Source organism: Acinetobacter legionensis, assembly GCF_048552295.1.
Lineage (GTDB): Bacteria > Pseudomonadota > Gammaproteobacteria > Pseudomonadales > Moraxellaceae > Acinetobacter.
This window is the reverse complement of the sequence record NZ_JBIMCW010000002.1, coordinates 71379-91584: the sequence shown is the minus strand read 5'-3', so window position 1 is coordinate 91584 and position 20206 is coordinate 71379. Positions and strand designations below refer to the sequence as shown.

Below are 20206 nucleotides of genomic sequence, written 5' to 3'. Positions count from 1 at the left end.
GTTATTAAAAAACGCCCTGACGGGCGCTTCAAATCAAATCATTTTTTCAAAAAATGCAATGATCTGTGACATATATGGTCGAATAAAAATCAGGAAGAAAATCCCTAACATCAAGAACCACTTTAAAAAGTAATACAACTGACGATTGGATTTTTTCAAGGCTTTGGCTTTAATACGAATTTGATACACATAACCAAAAACTTTGTTTAACCCTCCTGTTTGATCCCCTGCTTCATTTGGAGAGCTGGCAGCAGTCATCACTTTTTTACCGAACCAGTGATTAAAGCGCTGCATAAATCTTGTTTTTAATGGGCGCTCTACATCAGCAAAAAAGATAATACGATTTTGGTCTGTAGTATTTTCTGCATAATGAATATAAGTTTCATCAAAAACCACACTTTCACCATCACGCCATGAATAACGCTGACCATCTACATCAATAAAGCAACGATCATCATTTGGCGTAATGAGCCCCAAATGATAACGTAATGAACCGGCATAAGGATCACGATGGCGTACTAATCGACTATCAGGTGCAAGCTCCGTAAACATTGCCGCCTTGATAGTTGGCAAATTTTTCAGCAATTCAGTTGTTTTTGGACAGAGTTCTGTTGCTGATGGATGCGCTGAATCATACCATTTTAGGTAAAAACGCTTCCAACCTGTTTTAAAAAATGAATTAAAGCCTAAATCATCATATGTACTTGAAGCCTTAATTCCACCTTTGGCATATAACGCTTGCGCCTCTTCACGAATCATTTCCCAGTTTTCATCTAACACTTTTAAATCTTTAAAATGTTGCGTGTCGATATACGGTTGATTCGGCACTTTTGAAAACATATACATGAGAAAGTTAATTGGTGCGAGTATCGTTGAATGGTCAAAAAATTGACGATAAAACGAATGTCGCACTTTACCGCGATTTTGGATATACAAAGCAGAAATCACAAAAATCGCCAATATGATCCATTTAATCATACAGCACTCTTATCATTAATCAGGTTAATCAAGCAACATGTGCTGATAGAATTTTAAATCTCAAAAAGGGAGAATGTTTCTACAAATTATAACAAATCTATAAATCAAAAAGCCAATCGCATTAAAGCCTAAACTTTATAAACTACCTTACACAGCTTAAAATTGTTTAATAAAACACTCAATTGACCAAAATGACTAAAAATTCATTGGTAAAACCAGTCTATTACAATGTTCTTTTTCGATATAAAAGTCTTATCTTATGATTAAAAAAATTAATTTAAACATATGCTTCATTACATCATTTGAAATAACTACCTATTCAACACATAAATGGATAAGTTTCTGCAACAAAAAAATTGATGACCCTTGCGTCACGGCTTGATACAACTTGTTAGGTTATTTTTAGATATAGTTATCGTAAGATTAGTGAAGTCGAAATGTGTGCGGGAATTGCATACACACTTCAAAACATCAACTTAAGAAGTCCTCCAAAAAAGGAGATCAGGGCATGATCCACGCTGGCAATGCCATTACCGTCCAATTGCTTTCGGACGGAATTGCAGAATTCCGCTTTGACTTACAAGGTGAGTCGGTTAACAAATTCAACCGTGCAACGATTGAAGACTTTAAAGCTGCTATTGAAGCTGTAAAAAATAACAGTGAAGTGAAAGGTCTAATCGTAACCTCTGGTAAATCAACATTTATCGTTGGTGCAGACATCACTGAGTTTGGTGAAAATTTTAAGCAAGGTGAAAGTGCAATTGTAGAATGGGCAATGCCTGTTCACGAGATTTTTAACGCTTTTGAAGATCTAGAGATTCCTAAAGTTGCTGCGATCAATGGTATTGCATTGGGCGGCGGTTTTGAAATGTGTTTGGTATGTGACTACCGCGTAATGTCAAATGCTGCAACAGTTGGCTTACCAGAAGTTAAACTGGGGATCATTCCTGGTTTCGGTGGTACTGTTCGTCTAAGCCGTTTGATTGGTATTGACAATGCGGTTGAGTGGATCGCGACTTCAGCAAACAAACGTCCAGATGCTGCACTGAAAGACGGTGCTGTAGATGCAGTGGTTGCGGCTGACAAACTCCAAGAAGCTGCGATTGATCTTGTTAAACAAGCAATCTCTGGTCGTTTAGACTGGAAAGCAAAACGTCAAGAAAAATTAGAGCCTGTTAAATTAGACATGCTTGAACAAATGATGGCGTTTAACTCATCTAAAGGTGTAGTCCTTGCGAAAGCAAACCCTGCTCAATACCCAGCACCAAAACTTCTTCTTGATTCACTTCAAGCTGGTGTAAGCCAAAAACGTGATGAAGCGTTAAAAATTGAAGCCGAAGCGTTTGCTAAAGCTGCTATTACCCCACAAGCTGGCGCATTGATCGGTTTATTCATCAATGACCAAGTTGTAAAAAAAGCATCTAAAAAACATGAGAAAGGTGCTCACCCGGTTAACCAAGCAGCTGTTTTAGGCGCGGGTATTATGGGTGGCGGTATTGCTTACCAAGCGGCAAGCAAAGGCACACCAATCATCATGAAAGACATCGGTAACCCACAGCTTGCTTTAGGTATGTCTGAAGCAAATGGCTTATTGACTAAACAAGTTGAACGTAAAAAGATGACACCTGCAAAAATGGGTGAAACACTTGCACGTATCCGTCCTACTTTAAGCTATGACGAGTTTAAAGAAGTCGACATCGTGATTGAAGCAGTCACAGAGAATCCTAAAATCAAGGAAGCTGTGTTACGTGATACAGAAGCAAAAGTTCGTGAAAATACGATCATTGCTTCAAATACTTCTACGATTTCAATCACGCGTCTTGCAAATGCATTGACTCGTCCTGAAAACTTCGTAGGCATGCACTTCTTTAACCCAGTTCACATGATGCCTTTGGTTGAAGTGATCCGTGGTGAGAAAACATCTGAAGAAGCAATTGCGACAACTGTTGTTCTTGCTCAAAAAATGGGTAAAACACCAATCGTTGTAAACGATTGTCCTGGCTTCCTTGTAAACCGTGTATTGTTCCCTTACTTTGGTGCGTTTGACCTTCTGCTTAAAGATGGCGCAGACTTCCAACAAGTTGACAAAGTCATGGAAAAATTCGGCTGGCCTATGGGACCTGCTTATTTGATCGACGTTGTGGGTATCGACACTGGTGTGCATGGTGCTGAAGTTATGGCTGAAGGTTTCCCAGACCGCATGAAGCCTGACTACAAAGGCGCGATCGAAATCATGTACGAAAACAAACGTCTTGGTCAAAAAAATGACATCGGTTTCTACAAATACGAGCTTGATCGTAAAGGTAAGAAAGCGAAATCTATTGATCCAACTGCGTATGAGCTTGTTGCAACGATGGCAACAACTGAAAAGCACGAGTTTGATGCTCAAGAAATTATTGACCGTATGATGCTCGCGTTCTGTAACGAGACTGTTCGTTGCTTAGAGGACAACATTGTTTCTACTGCTTCTGAAGCAGATATGGCAATGATCATGGGTGTAGGTTTCCCTCCATTCCGTGGTGGTCCAGCGCGTTACATCGACCAAACAGGTGTTGCTGAATATGTTGCGCTTTGCGACAAATATGCGCACTTAGGTAAGGCTTATGAAGCGCCACAAATGTTGCGTGACATGGCTGCAAACAACAAAAAATTCTACGGTTAAGGAGCAACGTGAATGGCTACTTTAAATCCACGTGACGTTGTCATCGTTGATGGCGTACGTTCTGCAATGGGTAAAACCAAAAACGGTATGTTCCGCAATGTACGTGCTGACAGCTTATCTGCTGAATTGGTTCGTGCTTTAGTTGCTCGTAACCAGTTTGATGTCAACGAAGTTGAAGATTTGATCTGGGGTTGTGTGAACCAAACCCTAGAACAAGGTATGAACATTGGCCGTAACATCGTGTTATTGGCTGACTTGCCGAAGACTGTTGGTGGTCAAACTGTAAACCGCCTCTGTGGTTCTTCTATGCAGTCAATCCATACTGCTGCGGCGCAAATTGCAACCAACCAAGGTGATGTATTCATCATCGGTGGTGTAGAGCACATGGGTCACGTTGGTATGATGCATGGCATCGATCTTAACCCAGAAGCATCTAAGCATTATGCGAAAGCATCTAACATGATGGGCTTAACTGCTGAAATGTTAGGTCGTATGAACGGCATTAGCCGTGACGAACAAGATGCGTTTGGTGTTGAATCTCATCGTCGCGCTTGGGCTGCAACTCAGGAAGGCCGTTTCAAAAACGAAATCGTGGGTGTTGAAGGTCATGATGCCAATGGCTTCAAAATCCTTTGCGACATCGACGAAGTAATTCGTCCAGATGCAAACCTTGAAGCATTCAAAGCGTTACGTCCAGTATTTGACCCTAAAGGTGGTACTGTGACTGCTGCGACTTCTTCTGCATTGTCTGATGGTGCATCAGCAATGTTGTTGATGTCGGCTGAACGTGCTCAAGCTTTAGGTCTTAAGCCACGTGCTGTGATTCGCTCTATGGCGATTGCAGGCTGTGATGCTGCGATCATGGGTTATGGTCCTGTTCCTGCAACACAGAAAGCGCTTAAACGTGCTGGCTTAACGATGGAAGACATCCAAACCATCGAGTTAAACGAAGCATTTGCTGCTCAAGGTCTTTCTGTAATGAAAGGCTTGAACATCTATGACAAGCAAGACAAGATCAACTTAAACGGCGGTGCGATTGCATTGGGTCACCCATTGGGTTGTTCTGGCGCACGTATCACCACTACATTGTTGAACGTGATGGAACAACAAGATACGCAAATCGGTCTTGCAACCATGTGTATCGGTCTTGGTCAAGGTATCGCGACAATTATCGAACGTGTTTAATTCTTAATTAAATACCAAGATATAAAATCCCCGCTTAATGCGGGGATTTTTTTATTCATAAAATTATTCCCAAATTGGGAATTTTGTTTTACTATATTCCCAAATTGGGAACTTATCTTTAAGGGTTGTATGAGATTACTGGGGAGAATCAATAGAAACCATTTATCTGAAATAGCACTTAAGTGGATTTCTATTTTTGAAAATGAAGTCTCACAAACTTCATGGCGCCAACCCGATGACATTTTTAGAATGTACCCTCGCATGGAGCACCTCCAAAATAATCTTTATAAAATTTCCATTTTGGATACCAATTTATATGTGATTCTTAAAATATGTCTCACTAATGAAATCGTTATTATTAAAGAAGTTAAGAGTTCTGATTAATGTCTATAGAGATTAAAGTCATCCGGACAATCGAGCAATACAAGGCTTACTTAGAACAAGTTGAAGCTTTAATAGATGTCGATACATCTAAAGATCAAACTGCCAAAGATCATTTAGACCTATTATGTTTATTAATTCAAGATTATGAAACAAAACACTTTCAGCTAGATATTCCTGATCCAATCAATGCAATTACTTTCCGTATGAAGGAATTAAATCTTAAACAAGCTGATCTAGCTCCTTATTTTGGGACAACAAGTCGTGTTTCAGAAGTGTTAAATGGAAAACGAAAATTAACTGTTGAAATGATTAGAGCTATCTCTATAGGTTTAAATATACCTGTTGAAACTTTAATTTCACCAACACATGCAAGATCTTCTTCTAATTCAGAAATTGATTGGAAAAAATTTCCAATCAAAGAAATGGAAAGTAGAGGATGGATTAAAATTCCAAACAAAGAAAAAATCGCAGAAATAGTTGGCGAATATTTAAACAAAAGTGGTTTAAATTTTTCATCTACTTCATATAAGAGAAACTTAAATGGTGAAGCATATTCCCCAAATACAAAATTTGCTTTACATGCCTGGTTATCTGGAGTGGTTCAAAAAAGTAGATCACATAAATATTCTACTAAAGTTTTTAAAAAAGAGTTAGTCACTAGAGATTTTTTAAGAGAAATAGCCCAACTAAGCTGGTTGGAAAATGGACCCGTATTAGCTGTTCAACATATCGAAGATATTGGAATCTCTGTTGTTATAGAACCCCATTTAAAAGGTACTCGTGTGGATGGGGCTTGTTTGAAAGATTCTGATGGAAAACCAATTATTGCGCTATCTCTACGTTACGACAGACTCGATAATTTTTGGTTTACCTTACTACATGAATTAGCTCATGTAATGAAACATTTAGATGATAATGACACATTCATTGATGATCTCGAATATAACTCTGTAGATAAAAAAGAAGCGGAAGCTAATAGATTAGCTAGAGAAGCTTTCATACCAAGGGGCATTTGGAAAACAAGTGATGCTTTCTTAACCCCAACTAGAGACAATATATATTCTTTAGCAAAAGAGCTAAGAATCCATCCTGCAATTATCGCAGGTCGTCTAAGAAGTGAACTAAATGATTACACTATCTTTAATGATCTTTTAGGACAAAATGAAGTGAAAAAATTTTTTAATGCGGAATTAACCCATATGGAGTGATTACATGAATCCCCTACATACTTATTTTCCTATTTTCCCCGCAAAACGCGGTGAATTTACTGCTTTAAAACATCTCAACGATAGTGTTAAAAAGCATATTATGCCAATTTTTGAAATTCCTGTAGGGGATTGGAAAAAAACATCTAAAGAAATTTTTATTAATAAAAAAATTAAATCTTTAGAAAATTTAATCAGGACTACCAATATTTCTTTGATAGCTATTGATACTTATTACTACAGTACAAATGACCAGACTTTAGAAAATGGTCGACATGTATTTGAATATAGTTATAACTCTTTAATCCAGCTAAGTATTAATGTCGTACCTATTATTGGATACGATAGATGGTTCAATAGCCTAGACTCCACTTATCGAACAACTTTATCAAAAATTGAGTTTAAAAATGCCCCATATTTTATTATCCGTTTGGATGGTGAAGCATTAGATGATAGTGATGACCCAGATTATTTTTTAGAGCAAATAGAAGATATTCTGTCTGGTATTAAAGCGATACCACAAAAATGTTTACTTTTAGTAGATTTAAAAAGTATTGTTAAAAAATCACTTCCGGAATTATTTGATAAAACACAGAGAATTGCTGAAACTCTTTGTAAATTAAGTCCTTTATCTATCGTCATAAGCGGTTCAAGCATCCCCGAAACTATTGATAAGGCGGTAGAAGAACCTGACAGTTGTGGTCTATTATTGAGGAAAGAGTCTTTAATTTGGCAAAATTTAATAAAAATCTTTCCAAATTATTCATTCAAATATAGTGATTATGGTGTTAAAGCGCCAAGCGGTAAAGAAAATATTCCAGCTGGCGATAATGCAAATGGAAAGATTCGTTATACCACAGATAATCATTATTATATCGCACGTGGGCATATGATTAAAATTGATCACAACTTTTCTCAAATGCATACATTAGCGACTAAAATAGTTAATTCAACATATTTTGAGGATGACCCCTCTAGTTGGGCAGATTCTGAAATTAAAAAAGTAAGTAACCGAGAAAGAACCTCAGGAGGTCATGAAACGTGGATAACCATCGATACAAATCGACATATCCAGCATATTCTTGAAGAAATTAATCATAAAATACTCGTATAAATGCAATTTTGTTATTTATTGGGCACTATAATAGGTGCCCAACTATTAATATCTCAAATTTTGTGATTCTTCTTTAATATTAGTACACTATCTAGACAATAAATATATATTCACCTGCTAACAAGTATTAAAAAGCATATCCCCAAATTATATAATTTTTCTTATCTTTAACTTTATTCACCTATGTGCTTTATCTCTCTTAAGAAGAGTAAAGAAAGTAATAAATTACCTATAAAAAACTCATGTTATATTTATCTATTTCTTCCATTTATCCCCAAACATTAGCTGTAAACGGTCAGCATCGATATTCAACTTAAAAGTTCCATTACGAACTGCTTCTAAAGCTTTCTCGCGATTCATACCCATCGAAAGTGGTTCCATCATGGTAAACAAACCTGATGTCGGGTCAGAAGACTGCAAACCAGCAGCCACAGCTAAAACATACTCTCTAAGTAATGGTGAAGAAATTTGATTTATATTCGGTTCAGAGGCTTTGGGCTGTATATCAAGCGTAGTAAAATTATCGCCAATCACATAATTTTGGATCTCATTATCTTTTTTAATGATCTGATGCTGTAACGCCTTACGTACATCTTTATCTTCTTGATAAGGAACAACACCTACAGCTTCTTGACGCAGTTCAGAATCCGCCATCACTTTAATCGTAGGCAATGAGGCAACTTCTTCTGCCTGTACAGTGGGTAACCAAACAGAAAGAGCAGTTACAAGTATCGAAACTTTGATAAAGTTCATACATTTCACCTAAAAAATAAATCATCGTATATATTCAATAAAATGATTCAATACATTTAATATTGTCTATTAAACAGGCTATAACAAATTATAGCGAGATTCACTAAAGCTCAGATAAACGGTAAATACTGTTAAAATTCTGAAATAAAGATTAAATAGGTTTTGCTCATTCAACAACTTAAATAGAGCCACCAATAATTTTTTTTCCAACTGGTCCGTTTTAGTTTATAAGAGGTCTATTATGAATCTTGCTAAAGTTGCTGAGATAACTCAAGTAAGCCCGCGTATGTTACGTTATTACGAAGAGCTAGGATTAATTCGCCCGCAACGAACAGCGAATCACTATCGAGCTTATAATCAAGCAAACATCGAGGATATTCAAAAAATTAAAGTTCTCAATGATGCCGGCATGCATTTAAAAGACATTAAATTATTATTGCCATGTTTCGATTTGGGTGAGGAAAAATTTACCTTATGCCCTGTTGCCAAAGAAACATTAAAAATAGAGTTAGAACATATTTCAGAAAAATTAGTCAAACTCAAAAAATCTCAAAGCCTATTAACATCTTTTTTAATGCAAGGAAAAGTTGAAGAAACCAAGCGTTAATCGAGATCAATCTTATTGAAGCGCCTGGACCCGCTCTTTTTCTTCACTATTCATATCTTTCCAAGCTTTTCGATTATTCCAAAACCAATAGCCATTTTTATCCTGTGCAACGCATCCCATATCAGATTTGGTTTTAAAACTTGCATAATCTGCACCCTCAAGTTCGCCAAAACGTTCTTCATAAATATGCTGCTTGTCTTTTGCGTAGCAATCTCCGAGTAGTTCAAAACTACTGGCATCTGCACCCTCTAAAATCGAAAACATGCCCCCATCCAGCATGCTAAAGTAGTGATAAACATGCCGTTTATCTTTATACAAATTAGAAGGGTTTAACTGCTTAAAGCTCGCTAAATCTATAGTGTCATTCAATGAAGGCCCATCTTCACCACCAAAACCCAAATGTCGATAAAAACGCTCACCCATGATCGACAGGCTTTTGCTGGGCAGAACATGTTCAGATAGAAACACGCTACAACGATTTGCATAAGGAAACTTTAACGCCAATTCTCGTTGAGGATTGATATATAAATTGTCCCGCACAAGGCTCCATTGCTGTTTTTCCTGCTCAGCATTTAACCCCGCTTGCTTTTCCTCCACGACACATTGGTCATACTCAATTTGTTCAGCACATAAAATAGGGGATAAGCCTAAAAAATGCTTCCATCCATAAACCTTTTTATAAGTATCGGCATCCAGCATTGTGTCTTGATCAATTTGATAAACACCAAAATGATAGCGATATAAAGCAACGCTTTTACAATCTTGCTGAACGAGAAATGGCGTCTGGTAGACATAGCCAATCCCACCCAGCAATAGCAGTATAAACATTGTAAAAAGCAAACATATTTTTATATTTTTCATTCATCTACTTCTAAAATTTACAAGGCTTCTTCTAATACTTCCGCATTTTGCTCTTTTTTCTGATTGATTTGGCTATTCAATTTCAGCACATCCTGAAACAACTGGTTAAACTGTTTCACTTGAGCATCGTCTTTAAACAAAATTTGATTACCCTGCTTCTGCCACTCATATTTTTTTAACAAATCAAACATGGTTTCAGCTTTACCTAAAATTTGTAGCTCATTTAGGATTAGGGTATTTTCAGGGTCAAGTTCAACATTCTGTTCGAGCTTATCCTGTAAGGGTTTCTTGAGGTCCTTGCGCAAATCTATTTTTTTTAATTCGTTTAAAGCCTCGGTTTTATTTTGTCTATTTTTTTGCTGATATTGCTGCATTGCTTGTCGTACAGTCACCAGCATCTGTGTTGTTTCTACATAGTTCTGTTTACGGTCTGCATCCAAACGATTTACATCTAAAAAATGATCCCATTTGGCCGCTGCGAGCTGATTTAAATAAGTGTTCCGTGTATCAACATTCTTGGCCCAATATTTCAATAAAAACTCAGACAAGGTTTTGTAATCACCTTTGAGCCGATTATCATGAATATCAATATTTACGGGTTTAGAACGGTCTTGGGCTTGTTCAGAAAGTTGCCGCATTTTTTCAGTCATCACCAAATCAAATGCTTGGCGATTGGCGTCTTCATTCTTTATTGAAGTATGGTCATAGTAGAAAAATCCAATAACAGCCAGAAAGATGATACCGAAAACAATCAAAAGTCGACGCATACCAAACTCCGAACATCCTTATAGATTACTTAGAATATCCTAAGCGACTCTTTTTTGTATATTAATTATGCAAAATAACAATAAATAACCTTTGTTGAATCACCTTAAAATAAGACTGCTTAAAAGTTTCACTTTAAATTTATGCAAACAAACCCCATCATAATCCAAAATTAGATTGTAGAGATTTCCCATGCGCGTAGATATTTGGTCAGATGTGGTTTGCCCTTTTTGCTATATCGGTAAAAAACGTTTAGAAGCTGCTGCTGAACAAGCAGGTATTGAGCTTGAAGTCCATTGGCACAGTTTTGAACTTGATCCTGAAGCACCTACGCGCCAAGAAGTTTCAAACTCTGAACGTCTTGCGCAAAAATATGGGCGTAGTATCCCTGAAGTCGAAGATATGCAACGCAATATTGCAGCAATGGCAAAAGAAGAAGGCATCCAATTTAACTGGGAAAATGCCAACTCAGGAAATACCTTTAACGCCCATCGGATCATTCACCTTGCACAAAGTAAGGGTTTAGGTTCAGAAGCAGAAGAAGCTTTTTTCTATAGCTATATGACTCAAGGTTTACCGATTGGTGAACGGGAAACAATTGAAGATGTCGCATCTCGTATTGGCTTAAATCCAATAGAAGTTGATGATGTTCTAGACTCTGAAGAATATGCTGACTTTGTAAAATTCGATGAACAAGTTGCTCATGAACAATTAAAAGTAACAGGCGTACCATTCTTTGTCTTTGATCAACGTGTGGCTTTAGCGGGTGCTCAACCACGAGAAGTCTTTGTACAAGTGTTAGAAAAAGCCCTTGAAACTGCGAATGATGCTGAAATCGAGCAACAGGATGGCCCTGTTTGTGCTGATGAGTCTTGTGAAGTTCCCAACAAATAAAATCAGCTACTGGAGAAATTCCTTGAAGGAGTTTCTTCAGTATTCAATAAGCATAATAATATTTAAGAAAATGATTAAAAAACCAACCGAAACAGATCATAAAAAATATACTGAATGATTTCTATGTCTTATTTTTAATGAGTCATTTTTTAAATTTTACGTGCCATTTTTGCAATACAGCGTTGCAGAAAAGCAACTATTCATCACCTTTTTCTTAGACTAAGATCAATAAATATTTTTCGTTCCCACGAAATTCATGCGCTGTAGTTTCTTTTTTAATTTTCTTATTTTTTAAGACACAACACCTCCTCTTTTGGAGGTGTTTTTGTTTATGCCGCAATAAAATAGGCTTTGAGGATAAAATTAAAGTTATCCACAACAGCGTATAATTTTTCTTCATTCTCGCTTTTCAAAAGTGCATTGCTACTATAGTCAACCTGTCAAAAACTCATACACAAGAATATAATTTCTCTTGATTAATATTTTCAACTAAATCAATTGCCTTAGGAAATAATTTGTTTGATTATAAAAAGCTTGCAATGCCGTACCATACATTCAAAGCTTAAATACCTTTGCGTAGGCGATGCCTCACTTTTCAGAGATGAAAAGATGACAAAAATCTTTCGTTTAACAGGGCTCTTGCGCTGCAAACAAAGCAGTGCTTTATTTTTGCTCATATACCCCCGCCCAACGGCGACATCCATGTCGCCACACTGTAGGGCAACTATTTATGATTCAAAAGCACAAAAAATGAATTGATAACCCATAGTTTTTAAAAAGTTCATAAAAGATACATGCTTCATGTCTAATCAATGACTTGAAGCAAATCACTTGCATGAATAATTATGCAGTTTGACTATATTTAAAATCGCTTATCTATTCTTGGATAAGTGTAGATTTTGTCTCCAAAGAATTTTTAGCGTAAAAGCTTTACCATAATTGAGCTTTGGATAAAAAAGCGCTTATTTATTAAAAAATAGCTTAAGTCACGCTTTGATTCGCGATAATGTGGATAGAATACGCTTCATTTTAAATAAATTTATGTTTTTTGTACTTAAAATAGCGATTCCATTGAAATTTAGTGTTTTTTTAAGGCATAGTTATATCGAAAATGAAGTACTGAATGACTCAAAGTTTAAGAAGTGGGCATATGAATAAAATATCAATCTTCTCAAAACTACCTTATGTCTTAATATTAGGCGGTTTTTTTGGGAACACTGCGTTTGCAGAAGTAAATAGCAGTCTTGAAGCGAATGCTAAAACGGGGAAAGTCGATCAGCAACCTTCTTTAGCCAGCGCCAAAGAAAATGAGATGGGCTTGCTCAACTATATTCCAAAAATTGTTGACTCAACACCGACCATTTTCCCAGAACAATCTAATCAAGTTATTGTTCCCCCAACGGATGCAACAGAAGATCAAACTTGGGCCGACAAAAAGCAGAAAAAGATTAGCAATTGGGCAGACCGTACAGCCAATAAAATGGACAACTGGTTTGGAAAAACTGATCCTGCACATCCAGCGTCAGCAACGTTGCGGATCATTGTTGATAATCAATGGAATAAGCATGATGGTTATGATGTCAATCCTCGGATACGAGGAAAAGTTAAATTACCCACACTTGAAAACCGTTTAAGTGTGGTCTTTGGTGATGATTCATTAGATGATGAAATTACAAATAATATAGCGATCAACAATAATCATGCTGATGGCGATCCAGATAAACGAGTGGATGGTAAACAAATTCGTGATGATAACAGCTCGATTGCTTTACGTTGGTCACAGCTTTCTAAACGCTTACCTTTTGACTTAGATGCAGACCTTGGTATTCGTTCAGGTGATGATATCTATGCACGTTTAAAGGCTCAAAAGGATTGGAAACTGGGGAATGATTTTACTTTTCATGCGGAACAGATTTACCGCTATGGGATCGACAGTGAAAACTATTTGAGAACCAACTTAGAGCTGACCCATGCTCGCCCCAATCAGCCCTTTATTTCCAACCAATTCTATGTGACGTATGCAGATGAACAAGACGATGATTTAACTTGGGATAACCGTACTTATCGACAACATCAGTTCTTTAAAAATAATCGCTTTAACTATGGTATCTATACTGGCGGTTATTATAATAATAATGACCTTAAGCTCAACAGTTGGGGGCCTTTTGTTTCTTGGCGACAACCTGTTTGGCGTGAATGGTTTTACGTACAAGGCGACTTAAATTATTTTAATGATCGTCGTGAAGATCGTAGCCATTTCCCAAGCGCTTTGGTACGTTTAGAAGCGTTATTTTAAGCATAAGCTGAATCTTTAAGCTGAACTGTGGATAAGTTTCGACTTATCCACTGATGTTGGTAAAATGCCTGCCACACCCTTTTAATTCAATGGGGCAATTGAAAACAATTCAAAAGTAAAACTATAAGCGGGACCAAAGTCGCTAGAATTGGGCATATACATTGTTTCATAAGTCATTCGCCCAATCGCCCTAACTTCTTTATCGACTAAAGCATCGTCTATTTTAAGGCTTGGATGTACCGCTATCGGTAACGCCATTCCCCCTTTCCCATCGCTAGCAGCAAGTTCATAGTTCTGGCCATTTTTTTTCAATATACCCATCACAGCAGCCTGTGTATTTTGTCTTAAGAACATGGCGTTATGTACTGAAATATCTGTGGTATTTGCATTACGCTTTTCAACTGGTGGAAGTTCATATGCCATCACAACTGTTGTAGCTAAACTGAGCAATACAAAACAACCTATACATTGAATTCTTTTAAAATTATTCATTGAATGTGTTTATATAAAAAAGCCTATCTTAAAGATAGGCTCTGTTAAAACAAATTACGACTTATTTAAGCAATAAATTGTTAATACGTTTTACATATTCAGCAGGATCATCAGGTAAACCACCCTCAGCAATTACTGCCTGATCAAAGATCACATTGGCTAAATCATCAAACTGGGCTGAACTTTCAAGTTTTTTTACTAAAGGATGTTCAGGGTTAATTTCCAGAATTGGTTTAGATTCAGGTACAGCCTGACCCGCTTGTTTTAACATACGAATTAACTGCGGCGAAAGCTCACCATCGCTGGTCACTAGACATGCTGGTGAGTCCACTAAACGCGTTGTCACACGCACTTCTTTGGTCTTGGCTTTTAATGAATCAGAGAGTTTTTCAACCACAGGTTTAAACTGTTCTGCGGCAGCTTCGAGTGCTTTTTTCTCTTCCGCATCTTGTAAATCACCAAGATCGACTGCACCCTTTGCAACATTTTGCATAGGAGTTCCATCAAAGTCATGCACAAACTCCATCGCCCATTCATCAACACGATCTGCCATAAGCAAAACTTCAATGTCTTTTTTACGGAATAATTCAAGTTGCGGAGAGTTTTTCGCAGCCGCTAAGCTATCGGCAGTCACATAATAGATAGCTTTTTGCCCTTCTTTCATACGTGCTTTATAAGCTTCCAATGATGTTGATACCTCATCATTGCTCGAAGTAGAGAAGCGTAAAAGTTTTAGAATACGTTCACGATTACCAAAGTCTTCACCTAAACCTTCCTTGATCACTGAACCAAATTCAGCATAGAAAGTTTTAAATTTGTCTTGATCAGCTTGATCTTCTGATTTTGCTAAAGCATCCAATGTTGTCAATACACGACGTGCATTACCTTCACGGATGGTTTTCACATCACGGCTTTCTTGTAGAATCTCACGGCTTACATTAAGCGGCAGATCAGCACTATCCACCACACCTTGTACAAAACGTAGATAATTTGGAATCAGATTATCTGCATCATCCATAATAAATACACGTTTTACATAAAGTTTGATGCCTGCTTTAGCTTCACGCGTGAAAATATTACTTGGTGCTTTACTTGGAATATAAAGCAATTGGGTATATTCAGTACTGCCTTCAACTCGGTTATGTGCCCAAGCCAATGGTGCATCAAAGTCATGAGTTAAATTCTTATAGAATTCTACATACTGCTCTTCAGTAATTTCGCCTTTGCTACGTGTCCACAAGGCACTTGCTGAGTTAATCGCTTCCCATTCATCTGTTTTAACATAATGACCTGGTTTTTTCTCTTCACCTTCAGCTGCTTCTTCTTCCTGCCAAACTTCCTTCTGCATTTCGATAGGTAAGCTGATATGGTCTGAGTATTTATTGATAATTTGTTTAACTTTATAAGATTCTAAATAATCCAGTGCGTCATCACGTAAATGTAAAATAATCGACGTTCCACGTGAAGCCTTCTCAATTTGTTCGACTTCAAAGTCACCCGTACCACCACTGATCCAACGTACACCTTCTGATGCATCTAAACCTGCACGGCGAGATTCAACGGTAATTTTATCAGCAACGATAAAACCAGAATAAAAACCTACACCAAACTGGCCAATCAGTTGTGCATCAGCTTTTTGGTCACCAGATAACTTTGACATAAAGTCTTTGGTGCCTGATTTAGCAATCGTTCCTAAGTTATCAATTGCTTCTTGTTGGCTTAAACCAATACCGTTGTCTGAGATGGTGATTGTTTTCGCATCTTTATCTAGGCTTACACGAACATGTAAGTCTGGATCATTCTCATAATATTCAGGATGGTTAATTCCTTCAAAACGTAACTTATCACATGCATCTGAAGCATTTGAAATCAGCTCGCGTAGGAAAATTTCAGGGTTAGAATAAAGTGAATGCGTCACTAAATGTAAAAGCTGAGCCACTTCTGCTTGAAAGCTATGCTTTTTTGAACTGTGTTGTACGTTCTGTTCACTCATAAAATCACTCCGTAAATTCATAACGCTTTTTTATTGAATGCATTAGAAATGGAGTGGTTTAAGCATATTTCAATAGGCAAATTTAATTTTTTTTAAAATGGACCTTGTTGGTAAACTCGATTCATATAAATCTCTAGTTTTTGCTGGCGCATCTGATACGCATCGGTTAAACAACGTAGATTGTCCTGACATTGATTGCGCAGTTGTAACCATTTCACTTGCTGATCCTGTATCACACCCCGTGTTCCCATCGGAACAAGTTTACGGATAATGGTATAGGTGGTCGCCATTTTGACATCTGCATCGTTTAAACTGCGATGCTCACAAATGGCATGTTCGCTTTTGGTCTGAGCATGCTCACAATTAAAACTTGCTGCATTGGCTATTGTGCTGCTACTTAACCCTACCAATATTATAAAAATTAAATTTTTCATATCATGTCAAAGTCTTATTGATGTTCTGATAGATTAAATGGATTTAATCAGCGCTTATATAGCTAAAAATAACTATTTTTTATTGCTTCTTGTTTCAATATATAAGGCTCTGTAAAAATAAAAAAACTCGGTAAATTTACCGAGTTTTTTATGAGTCTAAAGCGAACTTAGAATCTATAGCTATAACCCAAAGTATAGATAACTGGATCAATATCTAAATCAAATTTTGCAGCAGTAGTATTACCCGCTTTAACAGTCACTTCTGGGCTTAATTGAGCATAACGGGCATCAAAGAAAACACCCCAGTTTTTTGCATCAGCAGGTTGGAAGTTAAAACCGATTTGACCAGCAAAACCAAAATCATCTTTAACTTTAACCTTAGTGCCCGCCAATGCCCCAGATGATTCCTCATCCCATGCAAGGAATGCTGTACCACCAACACCAATATATGGTGTAAAACGTGTAGAGTTTTTGAAGTTATATTTAAACGTTACAGTTGGTGGTAAGTGTTTAAGGTTAACTGCTTTTTCACCATCTAATTTCACATCGTGGCTAATTGGTGTAGCTAATAAAACTTCCGCAGAGAAAGGTGTTTCACCAAAGATATATTCTACAGAAGGCGTAAAAGCATATTCATGGTCTGCTTTCACAGTACCAACACCAGCAACTTTGGTGTCTTGTGTTGGTGCAATCACCGAACCACCAACCTTGACTTGCCAATCTGCAAATGAAGCAGAAGAAATTGCCATTAATGCAATAAGAGCAGTTTGCTTTAACATTATAAATACCCCAGCGTTGTTATTAATAAACATTAAACATAGGTATTAATAATATTGCAACATTTATTTAAATTAAGAATTAATATATATTTTCAAGTAACTGTTATACAATAAAATTTATTTTAATCATATCAAAACAGTTGGTTTTAAAACCCAACCAAATTAATCAGGATTATTGAGTGAAATTTAATATAAAATGGATTCTTTATTATAAATTAATAATATCTATAAAATAAATTTAAACCTCATTTTCAGGGCTGTATCTTCAGAGAAAAATCTTGCCTCCATGTCCTAGATGATAGATTCAGCCAATCAGATTGGCATCTCTGAATTTTTTATCGAGAAAGATAAAAGTGTATTGAAAACAGAGAGTTCATCGAAAAATTGGTTTTTTGTTATTTTTATAAATTAGGAAATTAAATCAACCTATACTGTCAATAAAACATCAATATAAAGTTATGTTACATAGTCTAAATCATATTGTTTAAAGATAAACAGTTCATTTTAAGATAAAAGAATTAAAGTATTTTAATCAATAAAAAAATATAGTAATTTATATATACAAACGAATTTCATTATAACCTTTTGGAATCATAGTACCTTGCTTAATATCATTTACTAAATTATTCCATTTATTTTCAACACAGTTCTCCAAAGGTTCTGGATAATTTCCTGTTCGATTAAAATTTTCCCATCCATCTATTGAAACCCCTAAAAACTGTTCAATTGACTGTATCGCTTTATCTAATGATTCATATTTAAGATTAATATCTATCCCTGTATCCTCATCACTTTCATCATAATAAAAGTAGGATATTAATATTTGTTCTTTGTCCAAAAAACCAATTACTCTCATATAATTCCCATACTCTTCTAATAAAACTCTATCTACTACAACAGGTTTGGTCATACCAACTTCAATATAACTCACTAATTCACATATATTCATATTTACTTTTTCCAATAATTACAATGATATCTTATTACCATCAGGTATCTCTATGCAGTGATCCTGAAGTATTTTTATGAATTGAGGCAGTATGATCACAAAGGTTTATAACTCACCTTTATATGTATCTCTTTGATCAGCCAAATCCCCACTCACCTTATTATTTAGGCTTAGATAATTGATAATCTTGATCTGCTGATCTTAATTCAGGCATATTATTTAAGATTTTTCCTGCTGTTTAAATATCAAAAACTAGAATACTCCCATTTTTACAAAGAATATCAACCCATCTATTTAAATGATTTTAGTCGAACAGATATAAAAAAGGCTGTTTAGATCTCATCATAAACAGCCTTAACTAAAAAAATAAACGCTACAGCACCATCGCAGCAATCCAACCAAACACCAATAATGGAATATTAAAATGGATAAATGTTGGAACAACCGTATCCCAAATATGATCATGTTGCCCATCTACGCCCAAACCAGCAGTAGGCCCCAAGGTCGAATCTGAAGCTGGTGAACCCGCATCTCCTAATGCTGCCGCAGTACCAATCAGAGCAACGGTTGCAAGTGGAGAGAAGCCGAATTGTACACATAAAGGAACATAAATGACTGCAAGTACAGGCACACTTGAAAATGATGAACCAATTCCAATCGTTACAAATAAACCAATAAATAACATCAAGAAAGCAGCTAGCGCTTTATTGTCACCAATCAAATGAACAACACCGTTGACCAACTGATTAATATCCCCAGTATGGGTCATCACGGATGCAAACCCCGCAGCAGAGATCATGATAAAACCGACCAATGCCATCATACGCATCCCTTGTACAAAAACATCATCCGCTTCTTGCCATTTAAAAATCCCTGCGGCAGATAAGACAGAAAAGCCCACTAATCCGCCAAGGATCATTGAGCCTGAATACAATTGAGAGATCAGGGTTAAAATGATTGCCAGCAATGCCATAAGAATAGTTTTCTTGGCAATCACAGGGGCTTCTTGCTTGGCTTCTTGCTCTAAGGCTATGCCATCAGCTTTTAATACCTCAACATTTACCGCACGAAGTGGTTTATCTAAATCAATTGTGGTAATTGGTGCAACATTACGATCAACATAAATACGCGGTTTACGATAACTGACAAAAACGGCAAATAAAGTACCAATCACCATACCCAATACAGGAATAGCCATCCCCATAGGCATCATGCTTCTTTCAACATGCAGATGATAAGCAGCGCCAATTTTGTTGATATTCCCCATCAGAATTTGTTCAAGAAAAATTGCACCAAAGCCTACAGGCAAGAAGATATATGTGCCGACTAAACCTAAGGTCAGTACACATGCTGCGGCACGACGGTCGAGTTTCAAGTGATTCATCACTTTTAAGAGCGGTGGAACAAGCACAGGAATAAACGCAATATGCACAGGAATTAAATTTTGTGAACAAATCGCGGCAATCAGTAAAATACCCAATAATAAGAATTTTACTTTGGTTGCTTGTTTCTGCGTGGCTTCCATACCGAGTAAGCCGATCAGTTTATAGGCCAATAAATCAGGCAAGCCTGACTTTGAAAGTGCCAAAGCGAAAGCGCCTAATACCGCATAGGCCAAGGCAACTTCTGCACCATCACCCAAGCCCGCATTAAATGCTGTAACAGTATCTGACAAGCTTAAACCTGCAACCAACCCACCTATAATTGCTGAAATAACCAATGTTAAAACAACAGAAACTCGTGCCAGTGACAAGATAAACATCACGGCAATCGCAATAACGACAGCATTCATGGAGAAATTTACGAAAATTTGAAAGCCGATATTTTATCAGATTCACTTCAATGAAGCTGTAAT

Annotated in this window: 17 protein-coding genes; 7 read left to right on the top strand and 10 right to left on the bottom strand. The window is 36.7% G+C overall.

What is annotated here, in order from left to right; translation table 11 throughout:
- Positions 1 to 33 precede the first annotated feature (33 nt).
- Positions 34 to 978, bottom strand: a complete 945-nt coding sequence (gene lpxO / locus ACG916_RS01940; protein WP_336952350.1) for a lipid A hydroxylase LpxO — start codon at positions 976 to 978, stop codon at positions 34 to 36.
- Positions 979 to 1486: 508 nt separating this feature from the next.
- On the opposite strand from lpxO, the gene fadB reads away from it, so the two are divergent.
- The 4 genes from fadB to ACG916_RS01920 all read left to right on the top strand — a co-directional run bounded on the left by fadB (position 1487) and on the right by ACG916_RS01920 (position 7528).
- Positions 1487 to 3640: a fatty acid oxidation complex subunit alpha FadB gene (fadB, locus tag ACG916_RS01935; protein ID WP_004818537.1), complete on the top strand. Its 2154-nt coding sequence runs from the start codon at positions 1487 to 1489 to the stop codon at positions 3638 to 3640.
- A 12-nt stretch (positions 3641 to 3652) separates the two neighbouring features.
- Positions 3653 to 4825: an acetyl-CoA C-acyltransferase FadA gene (gene fadA, locus ACG916_RS01930; RefSeq protein ID WP_004718442.1), complete on the top strand. Its 1173-nt coding sequence runs from the start codon at positions 3653 to 3655 to the stop codon at positions 4823 to 4825.
- Between the two features lie 383 nt (positions 4826 to 5208).
- Entirely contained in the window at positions 5209 to 6417 is a 1209-nt protein-coding gene (locus ACG916_RS01925) for an ImmA/IrrE family metallo-endopeptidase (protein ID WP_419326992.1), read from the top strand.
- Between the two features lie 4 nt (positions 6418 to 6421).
- The gene (locus tag ACG916_RS01920) at positions 6422 to 7528 is read left to right on the top strand and encodes a beta family protein (protein ID WP_244014707.1); all 1107 of its coding nucleotides are present in this window, start codon (positions 6422 to 6424) and stop codon (positions 7526 to 7528) included.
- A 255-nt stretch (positions 7529 to 7783) separates the two neighbouring features.
- Here ACG916_RS01920 and ACG916_RS01915 read toward each other — a convergent pair whose 3' ends face one another.
- Complete coding sequence (locus ACG916_RS01915; protein WP_419326991.1) at positions 7784 to 8281, bottom strand: hypothetical protein; 498 nt, start codon at positions 8279 to 8281, stop codon at positions 7784 to 7786.
- Between the two features lie 241 nt (positions 8282 to 8522).
- On the opposite strand from ACG916_RS01915, the gene ACG916_RS01910 reads away from it, so the two are divergent.
- The gene (locus ACG916_RS01910) at positions 8523 to 8888 is read left to right on the top strand and encodes a MerR family transcriptional regulator (RefSeq protein ID WP_336952354.1); all 366 of its coding nucleotides are present in this window, start codon (positions 8523 to 8525) and stop codon (positions 8886 to 8888) included.
- A gap of 12 nt (positions 8889 to 8900) precedes the next feature.
- On the opposite strand, the gene ACG916_RS01905 is transcribed toward ACG916_RS01910, so the two are convergent.
- Entirely contained in the window at positions 8901 to 9716 is an 816-nt protein-coding gene (locus tag ACG916_RS01905) for a DKNYY domain-containing protein (RefSeq protein ID WP_419326990.1), read from the bottom strand.
- A gap of 50 nt (positions 9717 to 9766) precedes the next feature.
- Complete coding sequence (locus ACG916_RS01900; RefSeq protein ID WP_419326989.1) at positions 9767 to 10516, bottom strand: hypothetical protein; 750 nt, start codon at positions 10514 to 10516, stop codon at positions 9767 to 9769.
- A 190-nt stretch (positions 10517 to 10706) separates the two neighbouring features.
- On the opposite strand from ACG916_RS01900, the gene ACG916_RS01895 reads away from it, so the two are divergent.
- Positions 10707 to 11408, top strand: a complete 702-nt coding sequence (locus tag ACG916_RS01895; RefSeq protein ID WP_004818526.1) for a DsbA family oxidoreductase — start codon at positions 10707 to 10709, stop codon at positions 11406 to 11408.
- A 1150-nt stretch (positions 11409 to 12558) separates the two neighbouring features.
- On the top strand, positions 12559 to 13704 hold the full coding sequence (locus ACG916_RS01890; protein WP_336952361.1) for a hypothetical protein: 1146 nt from the start codon (positions 12559 to 12561) through the stop codon (positions 13702 to 13704).
- Positions 13705 to 13785: 81 nt separating this feature from the next.
- Here ACG916_RS01890 and ACG916_RS01885 read toward each other — a convergent pair whose 3' ends face one another.
- The 6 genes from ACG916_RS01885 to ACG916_RS01860 form a co-directional block, all read right to left on the bottom strand.
- Positions 13786 to 14196 (bottom strand): hypothetical protein, encoded by a 411-nt coding sequence (locus ACG916_RS01885; protein ID WP_336952362.1) that lies wholly within the window; start codon positions 14194 to 14196, stop codon positions 13786 to 13788.
- A 61-nt stretch (positions 14197 to 14257) separates the two neighbouring features.
- Positions 14258 to 16189: a molecular chaperone HtpG gene (gene htpG, locus ACG916_RS01880; RefSeq protein WP_336952363.1), complete on the bottom strand. Its 1932-nt coding sequence runs from the start codon at positions 16187 to 16189 to the stop codon at positions 14258 to 14260.
- 92 nt (positions 16190 to 16281) lie between these two features.
- The gene (locus ACG916_RS01875; protein ID WP_336952364.1) at positions 16282 to 16623 is read right to left on the bottom strand and encodes a lysozyme inhibitor LprI family protein; all 342 of its coding nucleotides are present in this window, start codon (positions 16621 to 16623) and stop codon (positions 16282 to 16284) included.
- A 167-nt stretch (positions 16624 to 16790) separates the two neighbouring features.
- Positions 16791 to 17402: an OmpW/AlkL family protein gene (locus ACG916_RS01870; protein WP_034617314.1), complete on the bottom strand. Its 612-nt coding sequence runs from the start codon at positions 17400 to 17402 to the stop codon at positions 16791 to 16793.
- Positions 17403 to 17955: 553 nt separating this feature from the next.
- Positions 17956 to 18351 (bottom strand): hypothetical protein, encoded by a 396-nt coding sequence (locus ACG916_RS01865; RefSeq protein WP_419326988.1) that lies wholly within the window; start codon positions 18349 to 18351, stop codon positions 17956 to 17958.
- Positions 18352 to 18724: 373 nt separating this feature from the next.
- Entirely contained in the window at positions 18725 to 20143 is a 1419-nt protein-coding gene (locus tag ACG916_RS01860) for a Na+/H+ antiporter family protein (RefSeq protein WP_004818515.1), read from the bottom strand.
- Between the last annotated feature and the right edge of the window lie 63 nt (positions 20144 to 20206).

Coding starts and splice junctions, on each gene's coding strand:
- lpxO (WP_336952350.1), bottom strand. CDS start 978: ATGATTAAATGGATCATATTGGCGATTTTTGTGATTTCTGCTTTGTAT.
- fadB (WP_004818537.1), top strand. CDS start 1,487: ATGATCCACGCTGGCAATGCCATTACCGTCCAATTGCTTTCGGACGGA.
- fadA (WP_004718442.1), top strand. CDS start 3,653: ATGGCTACTTTAAATCCACGTGACGTTGTCATCGTTGATGGCGTACGT.
- ACG916_RS01925 (WP_419326992.1), top strand. CDS start 5,209: ATGTCTATAGAGATTAAAGTCATCCGGACAATCGAGCAATACAAGGCT.
- ACG916_RS01920 (WP_244014707.1), top strand. CDS start 6,422: ATGAATCCCCTACATACTTATTTTCCTATTTTCCCCGCAAAACGCGGT.
- ACG916_RS01915 (WP_419326991.1), bottom strand. CDS start 8,281: ATGAACTTTATCAAAGTTTCGATACTTGTAACTGCTCTTTCTGTTTGG.
- ACG916_RS01910 (WP_336952354.1), top strand. CDS start 8,523: ATGAATCTTGCTAAAGTTGCTGAGATAACTCAAGTAAGCCCGCGTATG.
- ACG916_RS01905 (WP_419326990.1), bottom strand. CDS start 9,716: ATGTTTATACTGCTATTGCTGGGTGGGATTGGCTATGTCTACCAGACG.
- ACG916_RS01900 (WP_419326989.1), bottom strand. CDS start 10,516: ATGCGTCGACTTTTGATTGTTTTCGGTATCATCTTTCTGGCTGTTATT.
- ACG916_RS01895 (WP_004818526.1), top strand. CDS start 10,707: ATGCGCGTAGATATTTGGTCAGATGTGGTTTGCCCTTTTTGCTATATC.
- ACG916_RS01890 (WP_336952361.1), top strand. CDS start 12,559: ATGAATAAAATATCAATCTTCTCAAAACTACCTTATGTCTTAATATTA.
- ACG916_RS01885 (WP_336952362.1), bottom strand. CDS start 14,196: ATGAATAATTTTAAAAGAATTCAATGTATAGGTTGTTTTGTATTGCTC.
- htpG (WP_336952363.1), bottom strand. CDS start 16,189: ATGAGTGAACAGAACGTACAACACAGTTCAAAAAAGCATAGCTTTCAA.
- ACG916_RS01875 (WP_336952364.1), bottom strand. CDS start 16,623: ATGAAAAATTTAATTTTTATAATATTGGTAGGGTTAAGTAGCAGCACA.
- ACG916_RS01870 (WP_034617314.1), bottom strand. CDS start 17,402: ATGTTAAAGCAAACTGCTCTTATTGCATTAATGGCAATTTCTTCTGCT.
- ACG916_RS01865 (WP_419326988.1), bottom strand. CDS start 18,351: ATGAATATATGTGAATTAGTGAGTTATATTGAAGTTGGTATGACCAAA.
- ACG916_RS01860 (WP_004818515.1), bottom strand. CDS start 20,143: ATGAATGCTGTCGTTATTGCGATTGCCGTGATGTTTATCTTGTCACTG.